Raw genomic sequence first — 20,080 nt, 5'->3', positions numbered from 1 at the left:
CGGCGAACAGCCCGGCCCATCCGGATCCGCAATCAGCCATAGTGGTTTCTCACCACTGCATTGGCGACCTCTTCGCGCGCGATGATTCCGCGAATATCGTCGGCGCGGGGGATGCCGCGGGCCGGGCCGACGACGATCGCGGTCGAGCGCCCCCGCCTGTTCATCCGCGTGATGACCGTGTTCAGATTGTCCCGGGCGGTCACGATAACGAAATCCGTCGAGCCGATATCGGCCAAGGTCTGATTGGCGAAGCGGTCCGGCTGATAGGGGATCGTGCCGAAGCGCACAAAACCAGTGATGCGCACGCCATCGGTGATGATCACACGTGTTTGAGCGACGTCGATCCGACGCAGGGCTTCGGTCACGCGCATATCCTGCGGCAGGACGGTGAAGTTGGTCGCCATCACCTCGCTCGCCTGCTGGACGAGATACATGTTGGTGGTGCGGTCGGTCGGGATCGCGCGCCCGCGGCTGCGCAGCTTGATCGTATAGATATCGGCGATCGACAGGCTGCGGCGCACACCGATGGCGATGGCGACCGCAATGACCAGCGGCAGGATGATCTGATAATCCCGGGTCATTTCGAAGATCATGACGATCGCCGTCATTGCCGCGCTGGTCGCGCCGCCGACCATGGCGCCCATCCCGATGATCGCGAAGGTCTCGATAGAAAGGCCGCTATCGGGAATTGCCATATTGCCCAAGAGCCCGATCGCTCCCCCGAGCGTCGCCCCCATAAAGAGGCTGGGTGAGAAGACGCCACCAGAGGCGCCAGAGCCCAGCGAGATGCAAGTGGCGATAAGTTTTCCGGCAAAGAGTAGCATAAGCAGGCCAACCGACAGGAGACCGCCGGAAATCACGTCCTGAATCGTCGCATAGCCAACGCTCATCACGTGATATTGGCCGGTTCCGAGATAGAAGGCATAGCCGGCGCAACCGACCATCAACATGCCGACGACATTCTGGACGTACGGATTGAGCTTGGACTCCTCGAAAACGTCTTCCGACCAGGCGAGGAGGCGCACGAACATCCAGGCGGCAACGCCCATGATAACTCCGAGAACCGCCGCAAGGGCCAATTCCCAGCCATTGACCGCCTGATCCGGCAGGCCACCGAGCGGCACGATGAAGGCCGATTCAATGCCCATCGCGACGCGATAGACATAAGTGGAGGTCGCGGTGGCGACGACGACGGGCAGAAAAGTTCGCGCCGACACTTCGGGGAGAAGCACTTCGGAGGCGAAGAGCACGCCGCCCAGCGGCGTGTTGAAGGTCGCGGCGATGCCAGCGCCCGCGCCGGCCGATAGAAGAGTGATCTTCTGCGGACGAACCAGATTGAGCGCGCGGGCAAAGGTCGAGCCGAAGGACGAACCGATCTGAATGATCGGCCCTTCGCGGCCTACCGACGCTCCGGTGCCGATGGAGATCGCTGAGGCCAGCGACTTCACCAAGGCGACAATGCCCCGAACGTCGCCACTCTTGTGATAGATCGCGAACATCACCTCCGGCACACCATGGCCCTTGGCTTCCGGCGCGAAGGTGCGAACCAGCCAGACGACGATCAGGCCGCCAATGACCGGCACGAGGATGATCCCCGGGCCCCATGCGCTTTCCGGGCCGTATTCCAATGGTTCGAAGCGAAAGGAAAAGACGCCGTAGAAGGCGAGATTGGTAATGAAGGCGATCAGATATTTGAAGACGATCGCGCCGACGCCGGCAACGACGCCGACGACCATCGCCAGGATCAACATAACCGGGAGCTTGACCTCCCGCGCGGCCGGCCCCTCCCCCTCTCCTCCTGCGGCTGGCGCGGGAGATGGGGCGGCGGGCGCAACGGCGGACATGACGAACTCGGCGGCTGAATGGATCGAAAAGGCTGAATAGGCGCCCTCTTAGACTCCGAATCAGTTCCAAGCCAAGGGGTATTTCCAGGATATCCCGACTGCGGACGATATTCGTCCGGTCTTCGAGGACCAATGGCTACAAGCGCCCGTGACTTGCTTCGCCATCGCCGAAGCGTGACAGGCGCTATTAAGGGCCGCGTCAATCGAACAGTTTGACTCCCTGCTCGTCGATCACCCGCCGCGCCTTTTGCAACGCCGCACTTTCCGCCGAGGCGCGATCGGGGAAGAGGTCGGCGCGAACGAGGCGGTGGGTCTTCATCTCTCCATTCACCTCGCGCTCAATGGTCGCCGAGAGGCGGAATTGGCCGGCTTCAGCCATTGGCGCCGGTGTGATGGTGAAACCCTCATAGGTTTCCGCCTCCCCGCGCAGTTCAGCTGCCGGTTTGGTTTCGCCTCCGCCGAAAAGGCGCTTGAGAAAGGACATGGCGTCTCCCGCTTTGATCGTGACCATTCGCGCTCGTCACATAGGGCCCTGTCTTATGACGTCCCGCCCAACGAGGCGGACCGGGCCTATGCGGAAGAGAGACCGGTCCTAATGGGAGACAACAGGCTGAACTGCCTTCGATCGGGCGCACCGACGCGAGGCGCGCCCCGCCGGCATCGCCTTTAGAAGCCGATCCGATCCTTGAAATCGGCGACGGTCGTGCTCCAATTCGCGACGATCTGGTCGAAGGTTTCACGGCCGATCCCGCCGACCGTCACGATGAAATGGTCCAGATACGGGTCGTTCTCGTCATCGAGATAAGCGCGACCCATGATCCGCTCGCGGTTCCACAGATTGACCGTCTCGAGATCGGTCCCATCGGGCATATCGAAGGCGATGCTGAAAGTGATGTCGGTGCAGCCCGCCCCCTGGTTGCAGCCATAGAACCAGATCGTATAGTTGGAGCCGTCGACGGTCGACTGGATCTGCGGGTCGCCATTGTCGTCGGTGCCGAGCTGGGCGCGATAGCCGAGGGCTTGGAGCGCATCGACGATGGATTGCGGTTCGGCCGCCTCCACCTTGTTCGAAGCGGCAGCCGCCTGGGGCATCGGGGCCGGAGCCTTCGGGGCCTGGGGCGCCGCCGAAGGGGCAGTCATCGGCCGGACGGGCGCGGGAGGCGTCTCGCCAAGAGGGGCGCCCAGCCCCGGCTTGCTCTCGCTCCCCCCTAAGGTGGTTTGCGCGAAAGCACTGCCCGAAACGCCGATCGACAGGCAGATTCCGAGGAAAAGGGATTGCTTCAGGCTGTTCATGAGAGTGACCCGCAAGAAAAAGCGCCGCGTAACCTTGAGTTATCATGGCGCTTTTTCGCTCACAAGCGGGCTAGCGATCGATCAGCTGTCGAGGAAGCTGCGCAGTTTGCGCGAGCGCGACGGGTGCTTCAGCTTGCGCAGGGCCTTGGCCTCGATCTGACGGATACGCTCGCGCGTCACCGAGAATTGCTGGCCGACCTCTTCGAGCGTGTGGTCAGTGTTCATGCCGATGCCGAAGCGCATGCGAAGGACGCGTTCCTCGCGGGGCGTCAGCGAAGCGAGGACGCGGGTCGTCGTTTCGCGCAGATTGCCCTGGATCGCCGCATCGATCGGCAGGACGGCGTTCTTGTCCTCGATGAAGTCGCCGAGATGCGAATCCTCCTCGTCGCCCACCGGGGTTTCGAGGGAGATCGGCTCCTTGGCGATCTTCAGGACCTTGCGGACCTTTTCGAGCGGCATGGCGAGCTTCTCGGCCAATTCTTCCGGCGTCGGCTCGCGGCCGATTTCGTGGAGCATCTGGCGCGAGGTGCGCACGATCTTGTTGATCGTCTCGATCATATGGACCGGAATGCGGATCGTGCGGGCCTGATCGGCGATCGAACGGGTGATCGCCTGCCGGATCCACCAGGTGGCATAGGTCGAGAACTTGTAGCCGCGGCGATATTCGAACTTATCGACGGCCTTCATCAGGCCGATATTGCCCTCCTGGATAAGATCCAGGAATTGCAGGCCGCGATTGGTGTATTTCTTGGCGATCGAGATCACGAGGCGCAGATTGGCCTCGACCATTTCCTTCTTGGCCTGCCGCGCCTCGCGCTCGCCCTTCTGCACCATGTGGACAATGCGGCGGAACTCGGTGATTTCGAGGCCCGTCTCGGTCGCCAGATTCTGGATCTCGGTGCGCAAATTCTGAATGCCGCCCTTGTCCTTCTGGACGAAGTTCAGCCAGCCCTTGCCGGAAAGATTGGCGACGCGGCGCGTCCAGTTGGGATCGAGCTCAGAGCCCTGATATTCGCGCAGGAACTCCTCGCGCTTGACGCCATGGGACTCGGCGAGCCGCAGAAGACGCCCCTCATTGCCGACGAGACGCTTGTTGATGTCGTAAAGCTGGGCGACCAGGGCGTCGATACGGTTCTGGTTGAGCGACAGGCTCTTGACCGCCGTGACGAGATCTTCCTTCAGCTTCTTGTAGGACTTCTCCTGGGCCGGAGAGAGCGTGCCCTGCGCCGCCAGCCGGTTCTCGACCTGCTGATCCTGCAGTTTGCGCAAGCGGAAATAGCTCTCGGCGATCAGATCGAAGGTCGCCATGACCTGCGGACGGATCTCGGCTTCCATCGCGGCGAGCGACAGATTATTTTCCAGATCGTCCTCGTCCTCGTCGTCATCACCGCCGGGCATGCCATCGGCATTACCCTCGCCATTGCCGCTATTGGCGGCTTCGGATGTCGTCACGCCTTCACCATTCGGCTGAACGCTTGGCGCTTTCGCCTCAGGCCCGGCATAGGTCGCTTCGAGATCGACGATGTCGCGCAGAAGGATGTTGCCGTCGTTCAACTCGTCGCGCCAGATGATGATCGCCTGGAAGGTCAACGGGCTCTCGCAGAGCCCGGCGATCATCGTCTCGCGGCCGGCCTCGATGCGCTTGGCGATGGCGATTTCGCCCTCGCGGGACAAAAGCTCGACCGATCCCATCTCGCGCAGATACATGCGCACAGGATCATCCGTCCGGTCACCCGATTCGCGCTTCTGCGCAGTGGCAACAGCGGTCGTCTGGGTCTCTGCGACCTCGGTCGACTCGGAGGACTGCTCCTCGTTGTCGTTCTCGGCCTCGCCCTCTTCGTCGTCCTCGACGACATTGATGCCCATGTCGTTCAACATGGCCATCAGGTCCTCGACCTGATCGGAGGTCACGTCATCGGAGGACAGCATCGAATTGAGCTTGTCCATGGTGACGAAGCCGCGCTTCTTGGCGGCCTTGATCATTTTCTTGACGGCGTCGTCGGACAGGTCCAGCAAGGGCCCGTCGGGTGCGGCCTCGGCGCGCTCGTCCGTCTGGGCCTCGCTCTCTTTGACCTTTGTCGCCATGCGCTTCATTCTCCGATATCATGTGCCGTATGGCAGACTCATCGTCCGAGCCGAACCATATGGGGCGGACGGCGCGTTACGACCATGCGCCAGAGGGCGTTAACGCCGCCTTAACCATAAAACTCTTCGCCGTAAGGCCGGTGCCCGTTTTCGACACTCACGACTTGCTCGCCGGACCCGCTTTGGCCGAATTTCAGGCATTCGGGATCAAGGCGTAATCGCTCTGATCCCGTATATGAGGAGTCGAACGGCACTTGGCAACGCTCGGATGCCGCCTCGGTGAACCGATTCGTCCGTTCTTTGTGTCACACCGGACACGATCTTCCCTTTAAACGCGGTCTAGCCGTCTTTCGAGAGGGCGGTGTCCTCATTCAGCTTCGGCTCGCCAGCGTCTCCTGATCTTACATGGCCTTTGAAACGCGTCCCGACAAGACGCCGAACCCTTCGATCAGCGCTTCCACCGTCTCCACCCGTTCGATTTCCGCTTTCACCGCGCGTAAATGCTCATAGGCGGCCTCGTCCGGCTCTTCGCCAAGCCTGCGCTCGGCCTGGGCGAGTTCCCGTCCGAGCGCACGAAACCGATGCTGCAGATGAAGCGCTTGGCGCAGCGCCTCGCGGGCATCCTCCGGCGCGGCGTCTGGCAGAACCGGCCAGAGCCGCACGAGCCGGGCCTTGGCTTCGTAGCGCTCGAAGATCTCCACTGTCCCAGCCCGGCGCAAACCGTCGAGAATGGTGTCGCGATCGCCTGGCGCGCGCTCGGCGTAAAGATCGAGGACGCTGGAGCGCAAGCGCGACAGATCGGCCGCGTCGATTTCCAGATCGGCGAAATAATCGAAGGCCTCCTCGATCAGGAGCGGATGATTGATGAAACCGACCACGATGGCGATCTCGCGCATCGAAGCCCCGACCTGTGGCTGGGCACCGCCACGCAAAAGCGACGAGCGCGCGAGCCGGTCCGATATGGCCTGACGTGCGCCCGGTGCGCCGCGGTTCTGCCTTTGGCCTCCACCATAGCGCTCCTGACCGCCCTCACCGCGCCGTCCGCCGCCGCGCTGCGAGGACCGGACCGGCGCGCCGAAAAAGGCCGAAAGCCGGCTCTTCAGATCATCGAGATAATGGCGGCGAACGCTCTCATCGCCGATCTGACGCATCAGAAGCGTCATGCGATGCTCAAGATCGGCCCGTCGCTCGGGCGTGTCGAAGACAACGCCCGCGGTCTCGCGCGACCAGACAAGGTCGGCAAGCGGCGTTGCGGACGACAACACCGATTCCATGGCGCCGCGTCCGCCATCTCGCACGAGATCGTCCGGGTCCTTGTCTTTCGGCAGAAGCGCGAAGCGAAGCGAGCGGCCCGGCTTCAAGAGCGGCAAGGCAAGATCAGCCGCGCGGTGCGCCGCCTTCAAGCCCGCCTGATCTCCGTCGAAACAGAGAATCGGCTCGCCGGCCGAGCGCCAGAGAAGCTCGATTTGCCCTTCGGTCAGCGCCGTGCCGAGCGGAGCGACGCCGTGCTCGATGCCGGCCTGGGCCAGGGCGATGACGTCCATATAGCCTTCGACGACGACGAGCGTTCCGGCATTGCGCGCGGCGCGGCGCGCATTGGCCAGATTGTAGAGCATCGTGCCTTTGTGGAAGACGTCCGTCTCCGGCGAATTCAGATATTTCGCCCGTGCCTCCGGCGACATGGCCCGACCGCCAAAGGCCACGCATCGCTCGCTCGCATCGAGGATCGGGAACATGATGCGGTCGCGGAACCGGTCGAACGATACCGGAACGTCGTCGCCATGAACGACGAGGCCGGCCGCCTCGATCTCCGCCTTGCCGACGCCCTTGCCCGCCAGAAACTCCTTCAGGCGATTGCGGCTATCGGGCGCATAGCCGATACCGAAGCGCTTCTGCGTTTGAGGCGTGAGGCCGCGATCGCGCAGATAGGCCCGCGCCTTGGCGCCCTCGTTCTCCTGAAGCCGCTCGCGAAAGAAGGCTGAGGCATGGGCTAGCGCGTCGAGGATGGTGGCGCGCGCCTCCTCCCGCTTCTCGGCTTGCGGATCGCGTTCGGGCATCGGCACACCCGCCATGCCCGCGACCTGTTCGACCGCTTCGGGAAAGCTCATCCCTTCGAGTTCCGTCAGGAAGCGGAAGTGATCCCCGGAAGCGGCGCAGCCGAAGCAGTGATAGCGGCCCTTGTCGTCCTCGCAGTGGAAGGAGGGTGACTTTTCGCCATGGAACGGGCAGCAGGCCCACCAATCGCCCTTGGCGCTGCGGGTCTTGCGGCGATCCCAGGAGACACGCCTGGCGATCACGTCCGAAATCGGAACGCGGGCACGGATATCGTCGAGAAAGGAGGGCGGAAAGCGCATTCGTCTGCTCTAACCGATTCCGGCGGCTGATTGGGATATTTCTCGTGCCGACGGAGACGCGGCGTGCTTTACCGGCAGACAGGTTTAGACGGGAAGGCTAAGGACACCCGAAGGGGGATCTCTTGGAGGCGAAAATGGTTCACGACGAAGTGTTTTGAAATCCGTTTCCCGAACCTTTCGTAAACTTGCCACGAAACAGAAGACCGCCTCCCGCATTGAGACAAGCAAAGCACCGGCCGATCGGGACTGCGACGCTTTTCCAAATCGGCACGCCGTCTGCGCTTCTATACTTGCCGGGCGCGGCGCCATAAAATGGTGTCTTTTTCCCGGCGGAACTGCGGCCATATCGACCACAGGCAGAAGCGACAGATCGTCTGGCCAGGCCGGTCTTGCGACGAACAGCCATAGAAACGGACTTATAACATGACACGATCTCTCACCGCCCTCGCCTTCACAGCCCTCATCTCCTCGGCCGGTCTGGCAGGCACAGCCAATGCCGCCGAACCCATTGTCGGCCAGTGGAAAGCGCCCGGCGGCGGGATTGTAAAAGTCTCGGCATGCGGCAATGCCTTTTGCGCGCAGGTCATTTCCGGCGAGCATAAAGGCAAGTCGGTCGGAACCATGCGCGGCTCGGGCACCGATTACACCGGCACCGTGATCGATCCGCGCGACGAAAAATCCTATCAAGGGTCTGCGACGATTGCCGGCAATGGCAAGACGCTGAAGCTCACCGGCTGTGCGCTGAAGATTTTCTGCAAGACCCAGACTTGGACGAAGATCTGATACGGCATCCGGCTGATTAGGCTGGTGCCACATCAAAGCCCGCGCGGAGCGTGAGCGTGTTGAAATCCGTTATCGCGAAGCGATTAAACGGATTTCGTACGACGTTGGGCTTCGCCTGAAGCGAGTCGGCCGGGCCTCATCGGGGCCCGGCCGTCGCCATATCAAGCCGCGTAGACCACCAGGAGATCCTTGGCGTCGATCTGCGCGCCGACAGTCACATGGACCGCCTCGATCGTGCCGTCGCGCTCGGCATGGATCGCCGTCTCCATCTTCATCGCCTCGATGGACAAGAGCACGTCGCCCGCCTTCACCGACTGGCCGGCCGCGACGGCCAGCGTCGAGACGACACCCGGCATCGGCGCACCCACATGGTTCTGGTTGGTCGGGTCGGCCTTCTGCTTGACGCCGCCGCCGGCAGCGCCCTTGGCCCGATCCGGCACCTTGATGCGGCGCGGCTGGCCGTTCAGCTCGAAGAACACCGTGCGCATGCCCTGATCGTCGGTCTCGCCGCTGCCGAGATTGCGCACGACAAGCGTCTTGCCGCGCTCGATGTCGACCAGCACCTCTTCGTCCTGCTCCAAGCCGTAAAAGTAAGAGGGCGTGGGCAGCATGGAGACCGGCCCATAGGTCTCCTGAAGAATGGCGAAGTCCGTGAAGACCTTGGGATACATGAGGTAGGAGGCGAATTCGGGCTCCGTCACCTCGCGCTCCAGCTTCTCCTCGATCTTCGCCCGCTCCGCGTCGAGATCGGCGTCGTTCAGAAGCGAGCCCGGCCGAACGGTGATCGGAGCCTTGTCCTTCAACACCTTCTTCTGCAACTCGCTCGGCCACCCGGCAGGCGGCTGCCCCAGATCGCCATGGAGCATGGAGACGACCGATTCGGGGAAGGAGAGTTCCTTAGCCGGGTCCATCACATCGGCGACGGTCAGATCCTGGGACACCATCATCAGCGCCATGTCGCCGACGACCTTCGAGGACGGCGTCACCTTCACGATGTCGCCGAACATGCGGTTCACATCGGCATAGGTCTGGGCGACCTGGTGCCAACGGGTTTCAAGGCCCAGCGAGCGCGCCTGCTCCTTCAGATTGGTGAACTGGCCGCCCGGCATCTCATGGAGATAGACCTCCGAGGCCGGCCCTTTCAGATCGCTCTCGAAGGCGGCATACTGATTGCGCACGGCCTCCCAATAGAAGGAGATGCGCCGGATCGCTTCGGCCGAGAGGCCCGGATCGCGATCCGAATGCTTCAGCGCCTCGACGATCGATCCGAGACAGGGCTGGGACGTGTTGCCGGACAGAGCGTCCATCGCCGCATCGACGACGTCGACACCGGATTCGACCGCGGCAAGAACGGTCGATGCCGCGATGCCGGAGGTGTCGTGGGTATGGAAGTGGATCGGCAGACCGACTTCGTCCTTGAGCGCCTTGAAAAGGACGCGCGCGGCCGCCGGCTTCAACAGGCCGGCCATGTCCTTGACGCCGAGGATATGGGCCCCGGCCCCCTCCAGCTCCTTGGCGAGGGTGACATAGTATTTGAGGTCGTATTGCGAACGGTCGGGATCGAAGAGGTCGCCCGTATAGCAGAGGGTCCCTTCGCAGATCTTGCCCGCCTCGCAGACCGCGTCCATCGAGACGCGCATGTTCTCGACCCAGTTGAGGCAGTCGAAGACCCGGAAGACGTCGACCCCGCCCTTGGCGGCTTCCGCCACGAAGCGCTTGACCACATTGTCCGGGTAATTGGTGTAGCCGACGCCGTTCGAGCCGCGCAGCAGCATCTGCAGCAGAATGTTCGGCGCCCGCTCGCGGATCATGGCGAGGCGTTCCCACGGATCTTCCGTCAGAAAGCGCATGGCGACATCGAAGGTCGCGCCGCCCCAGCATTCCAGCGAGAAGAGCTGGGGCAGGCCTCGCGCGTAGGCCTCGGCGACCGAGACAATGTCATGGGTGCGCATGCGTGTGGCCAGCAGCGACTGATGCCCGTCGCGCATGGTCGTGTCTGTCAGCATCACCTCTGGCTTGGCCTTCAGCCAGTCGGCAAAACCCTTGGGTCCGAGCTCGTCCAGCTTCTGGCGCGTGCCGTCGGCGATGGGCGCGTCGAAGATCGGCGCGACGGGCGCTGCGTGATCGGCGGAGGGGCGTGCCCGGTTCTTCGTCTCGGGATGGCCGTTGACCGTGACGTCGGCCAGATAGGTCAGGAGCTTGGTCGCCCGGTCGCGGCGCTTGACCTGTTGGAACAGCTCCGGCGTCTGGTCGATGAATTTTGTGGTGTAGGAATTGTCCCGGAATTGCGGGTGGCTGATGATCGCTTCGAGGAAGGTGAGGTTCGTCGCGACACCCCGGATGCGGAACTCACGCAGGGCACGGTCCATGCGCGCGATCGCTTCCTCCGGCGTCGGCGCCCAGGCGGTCACCTTTTCCAGAAGCGGGTCGTAGAAGCGGGTGATAACCGCGCCGGAGTATGCGGTGCCGCCATCGAGCCGGATGCCGAAGCCGGTCGCCCCGCGATAGGCGGTGATCCGGCCATAGTCGGGAATGAAGTTCTGCTCGGGATCTTCGGTCGTGATCCGGCACTGGAGGGCATGGCCGTTGAGCTTGATGTCCTCCTGGCGTGGGACCCCTGATTCGGGCGTGCCGATCGCATAACCGTCGAGGATATGGATCTGCGCCTTGACGATGTCGATGCCGGTCACCTCCTCGGTGACGGTGTGCTCGACCTGAATCCGCGGATTGACCTCGATGAAATAGAAGGCGCCGGTATCGGCATCCATCAGAAATTCGACCGTGCCGGCGCCGACATAATTCGTCGCATCGGCGAGCTTGCGGGCATAACCGGCGAGTTCCCGGCGCTGCTCATGATTGAGATAGGGAGCCGGGGCGCGCTCCACGACCTTCTGGTTGCGCCGCTGGATCGAGCAGTCGCGCTCGAAGAGGTCGACGACATTGCCATGGGTGTCGCCGAGGATCTGGACCTCCACATGGCGGGCGCGCTCGACCAGCTTTTCGAGATAGACCTCGTCCTTGCCAAAGGCGGCCTTCGCCTCGCGCTTGGCTTCGGTCACCTCGCGTTCGAGGTCCTTTTCCTCGCGGATGACGCGCATGCCGCGACCACCGCCGCCCCAGGAGGCTTTCAGCATCACCGGAAAGCCGACCTCGGCCGCCATTTCGCGGACGCGTGCCATGTCGTCGGGCAAGGGCTCGGTCGCCGGCACCACCGGAACGCCCACCTCGACCGCCAGATTGCGGGCCGCGACCTTGTTGCCGAGCCGGCGCATCGTATCGCCCGAGGGGCCGATGAAGGTGATCCCTGCCTCATGGCAGGCATCGACGAATTCCGGGCTCTCCGACAGAAGACCGTAGCCGGGATGGATCGCGTCGGCTCCCGACAGCTTGGCGACACGAATCACCTCGTCGATGGACAAGTAGCTTTCGATCGGACCGAGATCGCGCGGCAGATGGGGACCGCGACCGACCTGATAGCTCTCGTCCGCCTTGAAACGATGCAGCGCGAGCTTGTCCTCTTCCGCCCAGATCGCCACCGTTTTCAGCCCCAACTCATTGGCGGCGCGGAACACGCGGATGGCGATTTCAGACCGGTTGGCGACGAGGATCTTACGGATGGCCAAGGAGCACTCCCTTCCCACTATGGCATGACATTCAGTCAGGTGCGGCAAACGGCCCACACGCAGACGCCGTAGATTGCTGCGGCGCCCGACTTTCCGCAAGTGCGAAGTGGGAGGCCTCAGCTCATCGGACGACGACCAGGCATCACCCGAATGGGTAGGGTGTCTTTCATGCCGCGCCGAGCGATTGACGGAGGGAGTTCCAATTAGCGGGACCGGCGGGCGCAGGGCTATTGTGCCTTGCATGCGCAGCTGGTGCAGTTGTCTCTGCCCTGCGATCCCAGATCGCGAGGCCCGAGCCTGTGCCCTCGGTGCAACGCAAGGGTCACAAAGGCGGCTTTCACGTTGATTTCCAAACATGTGTGAATTGAGCTTCGCGCCCGAGCGCTCCAATCTCACCCGCAAGCCGCGCCAGGAGCGGCGGAGGTCAACTCCGCGCTTGGACAACACAATCAACGGACGCGGTCGCTGGAGTATCAGGTCATGCATTTGCGTTTCGCCGCCTCAGCCCTCGCCATTCTACTTGCCACGGCTCTTCCGGCTGGGGCGGCGGACGTTTACGCGCCTTACGATCCCAATCCCGCCGAGCCGGCGCCAGCCGCCTACGATTATGGTGGAGCGGACTTCGTCTTCGAGCTGGGATTGGGCGGCGCTTACCAGCCCGACTATCTCGGCTCGGACGACTATGAGGGCTCGTTCTATCCGATATTCTCTGTCGAATATCTGAACCTGCCGGGGCTCGGCTCCTTCGGCGGGCCGGATGGCCGGGGATTCTCGATCGGACCTTCGTTCAAATATATTGGCGAGCGCGACGGCGGTGACCTGTTCGGTCTCGACAAGGTGGACGACACCTATGAGATCGGCCTGAAGGCCAGCTACACCTGGGATTATGCGGAGGTCTACGGCGCCGTGCGGTATGCATTCGGCGGGGCGGAAGGCGTGACCGGTGACATCGGCGCTAATCTCATCGTGCGCCCGACCGACCGCATCGAGCTGAAGGCCGGCCCGACCGCCTCCCTCGCCTCTTCCGACTATATGGGCGACTATTTCTCCGTCAGCCCAGAAGAGTTCGTGCGCTCGGGCGGACGGTTCGACGTCTATGAGGCCGAGGGCGGCTTCCAGAGCGTCGGCGTCAAGGCCTCGGCGCGCTACGAGGTCATCACCGATTGGTTCGTCACCGCCGACGCCTCCTGGGAGAGGCTCGTGGGCGATGCCGGCGATTCGCCGGTCGTGACGAAAGCCGGTGACGACGACCAGTTCTATTTCGGCCTCGGCCTCTCCAAGCGCTTTTCGCTCGACCTGTTCTAAGAACAGCGATCGAGGTCGAAACGAGGTTTTCCACGTCTCGCGGCTTTTGCCGAATTAAGGCATGCCATCATCGCGCCCGTCGCAACGTTGCGGCGGGCGTTTTCGTTGGGCTCGCAGACATCTCGAATTCGAGAAAGGAAAGCTCATGCCCTTCGTCACCACTCGCGACGACGTGAACCTCTATTACAAGGACTGGGGCCAGGGCCGGCCGGTCGTCCTCGTCCATGGCTGGCCGCTCAACGCCGATATGTGGGACTATACGGCTCATGAACTCGCCGATCGCGGTTTCCGAGCCATCGCCTATGACCGGCGCGGCTTCGGACGCTCCGATCAGCCTGGCAGCGGCTACGACTATGATACGCTCGCCGACGACCTCGCGGATCTTCTGACCCATCTCGAGCTGAGCAACGCCACGCTCGTCGGCTTCTCCATGGGTGGCGGCGAGGTTGCGCGCTATATGAAGCGACACAAGGCCGAGCGCCTCGCAAAGGTCGTCCTTGTTTCCGCCGTCACGCCTTATCTGGCGCAGGACGAGAGCAATCCCGACGGCGTCGATCCCTCGATCTTCGATGGCTTCATCTCGGAATTGAAGAAGGACCGGCCGGCGTTCCTGGCCAGCTTCGGCAAGCAGTTCTATGGCGCCTCCATGCTGTCGACCTCGCCATCCTCGGACTATCTCGACTGGACGCAGTCCATGGCCCTGAAGGGATCGCTGCGGGCGACGATCGAATGCGTCAACGCCTTCGGCCGCACCGATTTTCGGGACGACATGAAGGCCTTCACCGTTCCGACGCTCGTCATTCACGGCGACAAGGATCAGACGGTTCCCCTCGCGGCCTCGGCCAAGCGCGCGGCCGAGATGATTCCCGCCTCCACGCTCCATGTTTATGAGGGCGCACCCCATGGCCTCCATTTCACGGAACAGGAGCGCCTCGTCGACGACCTCGCCACCTTCGCGCGAGGATGAATCGGGCGAGCCCTTGCCGATCATCTCACGGCAAGGGCTCCGCTACCCTCACGGCACGATCGAATCGACCACGCCGCCATCGACGCGCAGAGCCGCACCGGTGGTCGCCGAGGCTTCTTTCGAACAGGCATAGACGATCATGTTGGCGACCTCCTCGACGCTCGCCGGCCGCTGAATGATCGATGACGGGCGTTCGGATTTGACGAATTCCGTCCCCGCTTCCTCGATCGAAAGGCCTTTCTCTTCGGCCATGTCCTTCAGCATCTCGCCGACGCCTTCCGAATAGGTCGGGCCGGGAAGCACCGAATTGACCGTGACGCCACTGCCGGCGGCAAGCTTGGCGAGCCCGCGCGAGAGCGAGAGGACGGCGGTCTTGGTGAAGCCGTATTGGATCATGTCGGCGGGGATGTTCAGGGCCGATTCCGACGACAGGAAGACGACCCGGCCCCAGCCGCGCTCCATCATGGACGGCATCAAAGAACGGGCAAGGCGCACGCCCGACATGACGTTAAGCTGGAAGAAAGCTTCCCACGTGTCGTCGCCGATCTCGAAGAAGGGCTTGGGGCCGAAAATGCCCACATTGTTCACCAGGATGTCGACCTCGGGCACGGCCTTCACAACGCTTTCGACACCCTCGGCACTGGAGAGATCGGCGGCAACGCCCGAGACGTGCGCGCCCGGAACTTCGGCCAACACGTGACGCACCGCCGTTTCGACGCGGTCCTCGCTGCGGCCATTGACGACCACATGGGCGCCGGCGCGCGCCAATCCGACGGCAGCGGCTAGTCCGATACCGGCGGTCGAGCCGGTGACGATGGCGGTCTTCTTTGATAGATCGATCTGCATGAAGGCAACTCCGAGATAGCAGGCTCTTGGGGTTCGGTGGCTCGGATTCCCTCGCGGGAACGCATCGGCCGTCGAGCTTGCCCCTCACCTAGATGACGGACTTCCGGCGGCAATCGGGGCTGCGTCAGCCTATCGCCTTCCCTGCCAAGCTTGCCCCACCCCTGCCACAATCGGTTCATGCCCCGTTAAATCGCCGTATTTAAAGGTTTGGAAAGCACTGCGGTCGCTTGCCTTTGCCAAAATGGGTGATGCGCGTGGCGAACCGCGAGACTTGAGGGGAACGGCAATCGGCCGATCGGCAAGGAACGCGGCATCTTATGGGGGTGCGCGCTCGCCGATCCGATCACCGTGAAGGCAGGACGAGGCTTGATGGCGGCCAGACGGCAGGAACGCATCGAACCGACCTTCGGGGCGGAAACCGGTGGCGATCGCGGCGATTTTCACGTCAGCGCGGATGATCGGGCCGTTCCACTCGCGGCCAATGATCGCAAGACGAGGCGGGCGCCCAAACAAGCCAAGAAGCGGCAGGGTGGCGGCTTTTCCCTGTTCGGCGGGTCCAAATCGCGCTCCGGTGGATCCGGTTCAGGCGGGTCCGGCGGCCAGCCGCCGCGCCGCCGGCGCAGCTTCTTCGGCCATCTGGTCCGCACCTGTTTCGCGCTCGGCATCTGGGGCGCGCTCGCGGTTGCGGCGATCGTCGGCTATTTCGCCATCAAGCTGCCGCAGGAAGCCTGGGCGATCCCGGATCGGCCGCCCAACGTCAAGATCGTCTCGGTCGACGGCCGGCTTCTGGCCAATCGCGGCCTGACCGGCGGCAAGGAAGTCTCGCTCGACGAGATGAGCCCCTATATTCCCCAAGCGGTCATCGCCATCGAGGACCGGCGCTTCTACGATCATTTCGGCGTCGATCCGATCGGTATCCTGCGCGCGGCGGTCGAGAACTATCAGGCCGGCTCGACCGTTCAGGGCGGCTCGACCCTGACCCAGCAGCTCGCCAAGAACATCTTCCTCAATCCCGACCAGACCATCCAGCGCAAGATCCAGGAAGCGATCCTGGCGCTTTGGCTCGAGCAGAAATTCACCAAAGACCAGATCCTGGAGATGTATCTCAACCGGGTCTATTTCGGCTCGGGCGCGACCGGCGTCGAGGCGGCGGCGCGGCGCTATTTCAACAAGAGCGCGGCCGAAGTGACGCTGCCGGAGGCCGCGCTTCTCGCCGGTCTCCTCAAGGCGCCCTCACGCTTGTCGCCGGCCCGCGATCCGAAAGCCGCCAAGGACCGCGCCGACGTCGTTCTCGCGGCCATGCGCCAGGAAGGCGAGATCACCGACGAGGAGTATCAGGCGGGCCTCGCCCAGAAGCCGACCAAGGCCAAGAGCTATTGGACCGGCGCGGAAAACTACGCCGCCGATGTCGTCATGCAGGACATCAAGTCCCTAATCGGCGAGGTGAAGGATGACGTCGTCGTCGAGACGACGATCGACATGGACCTGGAAAAGGTCGCCGAGAAGACCATCCGCGAAACCGTCGATGGCGCTCGTCAGAACGTCTCGCAGGGCGCGCTCGTCGCCATAGACGGCACCGGCGCGATCCGGGCCCTCGTCGGCGGCCGGGACTATGCCCAGAGCCAATACAATCGCGCCTTCCAGGCGAGGCGTCAGCCGGGCTCGGCCTTCAAGCCCTTCGTCTATCAGACCGCCATCGAACAGGGATTCCGCCCCGAAACGGTGATGATGGACGAGCCGGTTCGGATCGGAAACTGGACGCCCTCCAACTACGACAATCGCTATCGCGGACCGGTGAGCGTCGCCGACGCGCTCCGCCAGTCGCTCAACACCATCGCCGCCCAGCTGATCGACCGGGTCGGTCCGGCGTCGGTCATCGAGACGGCGAACCGGATGGGCATCAAGTCCGAGATCGGCGACAACGCCTCGATCGCGCTTGGAACGTCCGAGGTCTCGCTTCTCGAACTGACCGGCGCTTTCGCCCCTTATGCCAATGGCGGCTACCAGGCCAAGCCGCATCTGGTGAACCGCATCACCACCGAAGACGGCAAGGTGTTGTGGGAGCGGGGTGCGGAAGTGCCGCCCGTCATCGTCGATCCCGACACGGTCGCGATGATGAACGCCATGCTGAAGCGCGTCGTCTCGGCCGGAACGGGTCGCAGAGCCGCCATCGAAGGCTGGGAGGCCGGCGGCAAGACGGGGACGACGAACGACTTCAAGGATGCCTGGTTCGTCGGCTACACTTCGAACCTCGTCGCCGGTGTTTGGCTGGGCAACGACAATGGCGCCAAGATGCAGAAGGTGACCGGCGGATCGTTGCCGGCCGAAGCCTGGCACAAATTCATGACCGCCGCCCATGAAGGACTGCCAGCAACGCCGCTTCCTGGCGACTATCGCATCGGCGAGCACAGCGGCGCGCTCACCGCCGAAAACGGGGCGGATGACGGCACCTATTCCGACGGTGGTTTCTACGATCCCAGTATAGCGGGAGAGCAGAACGACTATGTCGCCCAGACGGGGCAGCGCAGCCCACGTCGCAATTTCGAGGATGGCGGCGACGGCCGCTTCTACGACACCCCGCCTCCCCCGGGCGTCGTCGTTCAGGAGCGCGTCGAGGATCGCTCGCTCTTCAACCGCATCTTCGGCGGCTGATCGCGGGTTTCAAGCCGATCCGCCCGAAAGACCCACCGAACGAAAGAGGCGCCGTCTTGCCGGACGGCGCCTCTTTCATGTCTTGCTGATCCATCGATAGGCCGTCTGAGCATCAGGCGATCAATCGGTTTCGCCCGATCATCCTAATGGCCTTGAAGGCGCGTCAGGTGGCCGAAGAATCGGGTCCCACGTTTTCGCCCAGCGCTTTAGGCAAGGCCCGCGAGCCTCAGAATGACAAGAACGATGACGACGAGACCGACGATATAGATAATGCTACGCACCACTGGCTTCCTCCTTGCCGTGAGGGGAGACATGGGATCGACCCGATCTTCCCTTCCGATGCGGAACGACTGCCCTCTCTCTGGCGCCGGACCGAACCTTTAAGCGATTCATCCGCTGTCCTTCGCCTTGGCTCGGTTCCCTTTGCAAAACCGAGCGTTCCGACGACATGGCAACGGACAAAACTATCGGCCGTAGAGCGCTTGGTGTGACAAAAAGTTCCATTTCTATCAGGTCGAGATCATCAGATTGCCTTCCTGAAGGCCGTGGCAGTGCCTTCGTGGCCTTTGCGGACAAGGCGCAAAAATATACGAATCTCTTCGATCCGAAGACCTGAATCGTCACGAGGAGATTCGCTTGGCCGAACCGACACCGCTGAACCGCACGCCCCTTTACGATCTGCACCGCTCGCTCGGCGGCAAGATGGTGCCCTTCGCCGGCTATGAGATGCCGGTGCAATACAGCGCCGGGGTGATGAAGGAGCATCTTCACACCCGCGCGGCCGCGGGCCTTTTCGACGTCTCCCATATGGGCCAGGTGGCGATACGCCCGAAATCCGGCGCGATCGAGGATGCAGCTCTTGCCTTGGAGAGGCTCGTTCCCGTCGACATTCTCGGGCTGAAGGAGGGACGTCAGCGCTACGGTATCTTCACCGACGAGACGGGCGGCATTCTCGACGATCTGATGATCGCCAATCGCCGCGACCATCTATTTCTCGTCGTCAACGCGGCCTGCAAGGCCGAGGACGTCGCCCATCTGAAGGACCAGCTTTCAAGCAAATGCGAGGTCGAAGAGCTCGTCGATCGCGCATTGATCGCCCTTCAGGGTCCCAAGGCGGAAATCGCCCTGGCGATGCTCGCGCCGGAAGTGTCCGAAATGCGCTTTATGGACGTGCGCAGCGTCGATCTTCTCGGTGCTCCGGCGATCGTCTCGCGCTCGGGCTATACCGGCGAGGACGGTTTCGAGATTTCCGTACCCGCCTCGCGGGTCGAAGATGTGGCGCGCGCCTTGCTCGATATGGACGCCGTCGAGCCGATCGGCCTCGGCGCTCGCGATTCCCTGCGGCTCGAAGCCGGGCTCTGCTTGTATGGCAACGACATCGATCGTTCGACCTCGCCCGTCGAAGGGGCGATCGAATGGGCGATCCAGAAGGTTCGCCGCCCCGGCGGTGAGCGGGCGGGCGGCTTTCCGGGCGAGGATCGCATTCTGTCCGAATTGACCGATGGCCCGTCCCGCCGCCGCGTCGGCCTCAAACCGGAAGGCAGAGCCCCGGTGCGCGCCGGGGCCGAACTCTTCGCCGATGAAGACGGCGGCGAGCCGATCGGACGTGTCACCTCCGGCGGTTTCGGCCCCACACTGGAGGCGCCGGTCGCGATGGGCTACGTTCCCCTGAAGCAGTCGGAATCGGGCACACGACTGTTTGCGGATCTCAGGGGACGACGCATCCCCGTTACCGTCACCCCCACGCCCTTTGTCGAGCCGCATTACAAGCGGCGCTGAGACCGGATCGATCGGCTCGCGCCCTCTCGATCGGTTCGCCGATCAGACGGGCCGCGACCGCCCAAACGCATGAGCGAGGAAGACCGAGGATGCTGAAATTCACGGAAGAGCATGAATGGCTGCGCGTCGAAGGGGATGTGGCGACGGTTGGGATCACCGCCCATGCCGCCGAACAGCTTGGCGACCTCGTCTTCGTGGAGCTTCCCGAGGTGGGCAAGGCTCTCTCCAAGGGCGATGATGCGGCCGTCGTCGAATCGGTCAAGGCGGCGTCAGAGGTCTATGCTCCCCTCGATGGCGAGATCGTCGAGATCAACCCGGCGATTGCCGACGATCCGTCGATCGTGAACTCCGATCCCCAGGGCAATGGCTGGTTCTTCAAGCTGAAGCTTGCCGACAAAGCCGCACTCGACGCCCTGATGGACGAAGACGCCTACAAGGCGATGATCGCCTGACCGCAGCGGCGGTCGATTTTTCTAGAAACCCGGACGGAACGTATGCCCGCATCCCTGCGCGGCATACGCCAACAAGAAGAGCGGCGGGGGCCCGGCA

Annotated in this window: 13 protein-coding genes; 6 read left to right on the top strand and 7 right to left on the bottom strand. The window is 63.1% G+C overall.

The genetic code is table 11. The features are described 5' to 3' along the window. Nucleotides 1-32 precede the first annotated feature (32 nt). The 5 genes from B9A15_RS01610 to dnaG form a co-directional block, all read right to left on the bottom strand. Nucleotides 33-1,844, bottom strand: a complete 1,812-nt coding sequence (locus tag B9A15_RS01610; RefSeq protein WP_084408204.1) for a chloride channel protein — start codon at nucleotides 1,842-1,844, stop codon at nucleotides 33-35. Between the two features lie 199 nt (nucleotides 1,845-2,043). Beyond that, nucleotides 2,044-2,355 (bottom strand): HlyU family transcriptional regulator, encoded by a 312-nt coding sequence (locus B9A15_RS01605; protein WP_244556753.1) that lies wholly within the window; start codon nucleotides 2,353-2,355, stop codon nucleotides 2,044-2,046. A gap of 155 nt (nucleotides 2,356-2,510) precedes the next feature. Continuing rightward, nucleotides 2,511-2,936 carry a YbjN domain-containing protein gene (locus B9A15_RS01600; RefSeq protein WP_170923126.1) on the bottom strand — a complete coding sequence of 142 codons (426 nt, stop codon included), beginning with the start codon at nucleotides 2,934-2,936 and terminating at the stop codon, nucleotides 2,511-2,513. 282 nt (nucleotides 2,937-3,218) lie between these two features. Continuing rightward, on the bottom strand, nucleotides 3,219-5,222 hold the full coding sequence (gene rpoD / locus B9A15_RS01595) for an RNA polymerase sigma factor RpoD (protein ID WP_084408435.1): 2,004 nt from the start codon (nucleotides 5,220-5,222) through the stop codon (nucleotides 3,219-3,221). Nucleotides 5,223-5,623: 401 nt separating this feature from the next. Then, nucleotides 5,624-7,576 (bottom strand): DNA primase, encoded by a 1,953-nt coding sequence (gene dnaG, locus B9A15_RS01590; RefSeq protein WP_084408202.1) that lies wholly within the window; start codon nucleotides 7,574-7,576, stop codon nucleotides 5,624-5,626. Between the two features lie 423 nt (nucleotides 7,577-7,999). Between dnaG and B9A15_RS01585 the strand changes: the two genes are divergently transcribed. Next, nucleotides 8,000-8,359 carry a DUF2147 domain-containing protein gene (locus tag B9A15_RS01585; RefSeq protein ID WP_084408201.1) on the top strand — a complete coding sequence of 120 codons (360 nt, stop codon included), beginning with the start codon at nucleotides 8,000-8,002 and terminating at the stop codon, nucleotides 8,357-8,359. A gap of 161 nt (nucleotides 8,360-8,520) precedes the next feature. Here the strand turns inward: B9A15_RS01585 and pyc are convergent, their stop codons facing one another. After that, on the bottom strand, nucleotides 8,521-11,982 hold the full coding sequence (gene pyc / locus B9A15_RS01580; protein WP_084408200.1) for a pyruvate carboxylase: 3,462 nt from the start codon (nucleotides 11,980-11,982) through the stop codon (nucleotides 8,521-8,523). Nucleotides 11,983-12,462: 480 nt separating this feature from the next. On the opposite strand from pyc, the gene B9A15_RS01575 reads away from it, so the two are divergent. Together B9A15_RS01575 and B9A15_RS01570 are read left to right on the top strand one after the other, a co-directional pair. Further along, complete coding sequence (locus B9A15_RS01575) at nucleotides 12,463-13,287, top strand: MipA/OmpV family protein (RefSeq protein ID WP_084408199.1); 825 nt, start codon at nucleotides 12,463-12,465, stop codon at nucleotides 13,285-13,287. A 145-nt stretch (nucleotides 13,288-13,432) separates the two neighbouring features. Next, nucleotides 13,433-14,254: an alpha/beta fold hydrolase gene (locus tag B9A15_RS01570; protein ID WP_084408198.1), complete on the top strand. Its 822-nt coding sequence runs from the start codon at nucleotides 13,433-13,435 to the stop codon at nucleotides 14,252-14,254. 48 nt (nucleotides 14,255-14,302) lie between these two features. On the opposite strand, the gene B9A15_RS01565 is transcribed toward B9A15_RS01570, so the two are convergent. Beyond that, nucleotides 14,303-15,100 carry an SDR family NAD(P)-dependent oxidoreductase gene (locus tag B9A15_RS01565; protein ID WP_084408197.1) on the bottom strand — a complete coding sequence of 266 codons (798 nt, stop codon included), beginning with the start codon at nucleotides 15,098-15,100 and terminating at the stop codon, nucleotides 14,303-14,305. 369 nt (nucleotides 15,101-15,469) lie between these two features. Here B9A15_RS01565 and B9A15_RS01560 point away from each other — a divergent pair, with 369 nt between their 5' ends. The 3 genes from B9A15_RS01560 (at nucleotide 15,470) to gcvH (ending at nucleotide 19,983) form a co-directional block, all read left to right on the top strand. Next, complete coding sequence (locus B9A15_RS01560) at nucleotides 15,470-17,752, top strand: transglycosylase domain-containing protein (protein ID WP_084408196.1); 2,283 nt, start codon at nucleotides 15,470-15,472, stop codon at nucleotides 17,750-17,752. A gap of 636 nt (nucleotides 17,753-18,388) precedes the next feature. Further along, the gene (gcvT, locus tag B9A15_RS01555; RefSeq protein WP_084408195.1) at nucleotides 18,389-19,531 is read left to right on the top strand and encodes a glycine cleavage system aminomethyltransferase GcvT; all 1,143 of its coding nucleotides are present in this window, start codon (nucleotides 18,389-18,391) and stop codon (nucleotides 19,529-19,531) included. 89 nt (nucleotides 19,532-19,620) lie between these two features. Continuing rightward, entirely contained in the window at nucleotides 19,621-19,983 is a 363-nt protein-coding gene (gcvH, locus tag B9A15_RS01550; protein WP_084408194.1) for a glycine cleavage system protein GcvH, read from the top strand. The last annotated feature ends 97 nt before the right edge of the window (nucleotides 19,984-20,080 follow it).

The organism is Fulvimarina manganoxydans (assembly GCF_900176465.1).
Classification (GTDB): Bacteria; Pseudomonadota; Alphaproteobacteria; order Rhizobiales; family Rhizobiaceae; genus Fulvimarina; species Fulvimarina manganoxydans.
Note: the sequence above shows the minus strand (reverse complement) of the source record. Positions and strands in the feature narration are given on the sequence as shown.

Excerpts from the sequence above, each read along its gene's own strand:
- B9A15_RS01610 (WP_084408204.1), bottom strand. The coding sequence starts at position 1,844 with ATGTCCGCCGTTGCGCCCGCCGCCCCATCTCCCGCGCCAGCCGCAGGA.
- B9A15_RS01605 (WP_244556753.1), bottom strand. The coding sequence starts at position 2,355 with ATGGTCACGATCAAAGCGGGAGACGCCATGTCCTTTCTCAAGCGCCTT.
- B9A15_RS01600 (WP_170923126.1), bottom strand. The coding sequence starts at position 2,936 with ATGCCCCAGGCGGCTGCCGCTTCGAACAAGGTGGAGGCGGCCGAACCG.
- rpoD (WP_084408435.1), bottom strand. The coding sequence starts at position 5,222 with ATGGCGACAAAGGTCAAAGAGAGCGAGGCCCAGACGGACGAGCGCGCC.
- dnaG (WP_084408202.1), bottom strand. The coding sequence starts at position 7,576 with ATGCGCTTTCCGCCCTCCTTTCTCGACGATATCCGTGCCCGCGTTCCG.
- B9A15_RS01585 (WP_084408201.1), top strand. The coding sequence starts at position 8,000 with ATGACACGATCTCTCACCGCCCTCGCCTTCACAGCCCTCATCTCCTCG.
- B9A15_RS01575 (WP_084408199.1), top strand. The coding sequence starts at position 12,463 with ATGCATTTGCGTTTCGCCGCCTCAGCCCTCGCCATTCTACTTGCCACG.
- B9A15_RS01570 (WP_084408198.1), top strand. The coding sequence starts at position 13,433 with ATGCCCTTCGTCACCACTCGCGACGACGTGAACCTCTATTACAAGGAC.
- B9A15_RS01565 (WP_084408197.1), bottom strand. The coding sequence starts at position 15,100 with ATGCAGATCGATCTATCAAAGAAGACCGCCATCGTCACCGGCTCGACC.
- B9A15_RS01560 (WP_084408196.1), top strand. The coding sequence starts at position 15,470 with ATGGCGGCCAGACGGCAGGAACGCATCGAACCGACCTTCGGGGCGGAA.
- gcvH (WP_084408194.1), top strand. The coding sequence starts at position 19,621 with ATGCTGAAATTCACGGAAGAGCATGAATGGCTGCGCGTCGAAGGGGAT.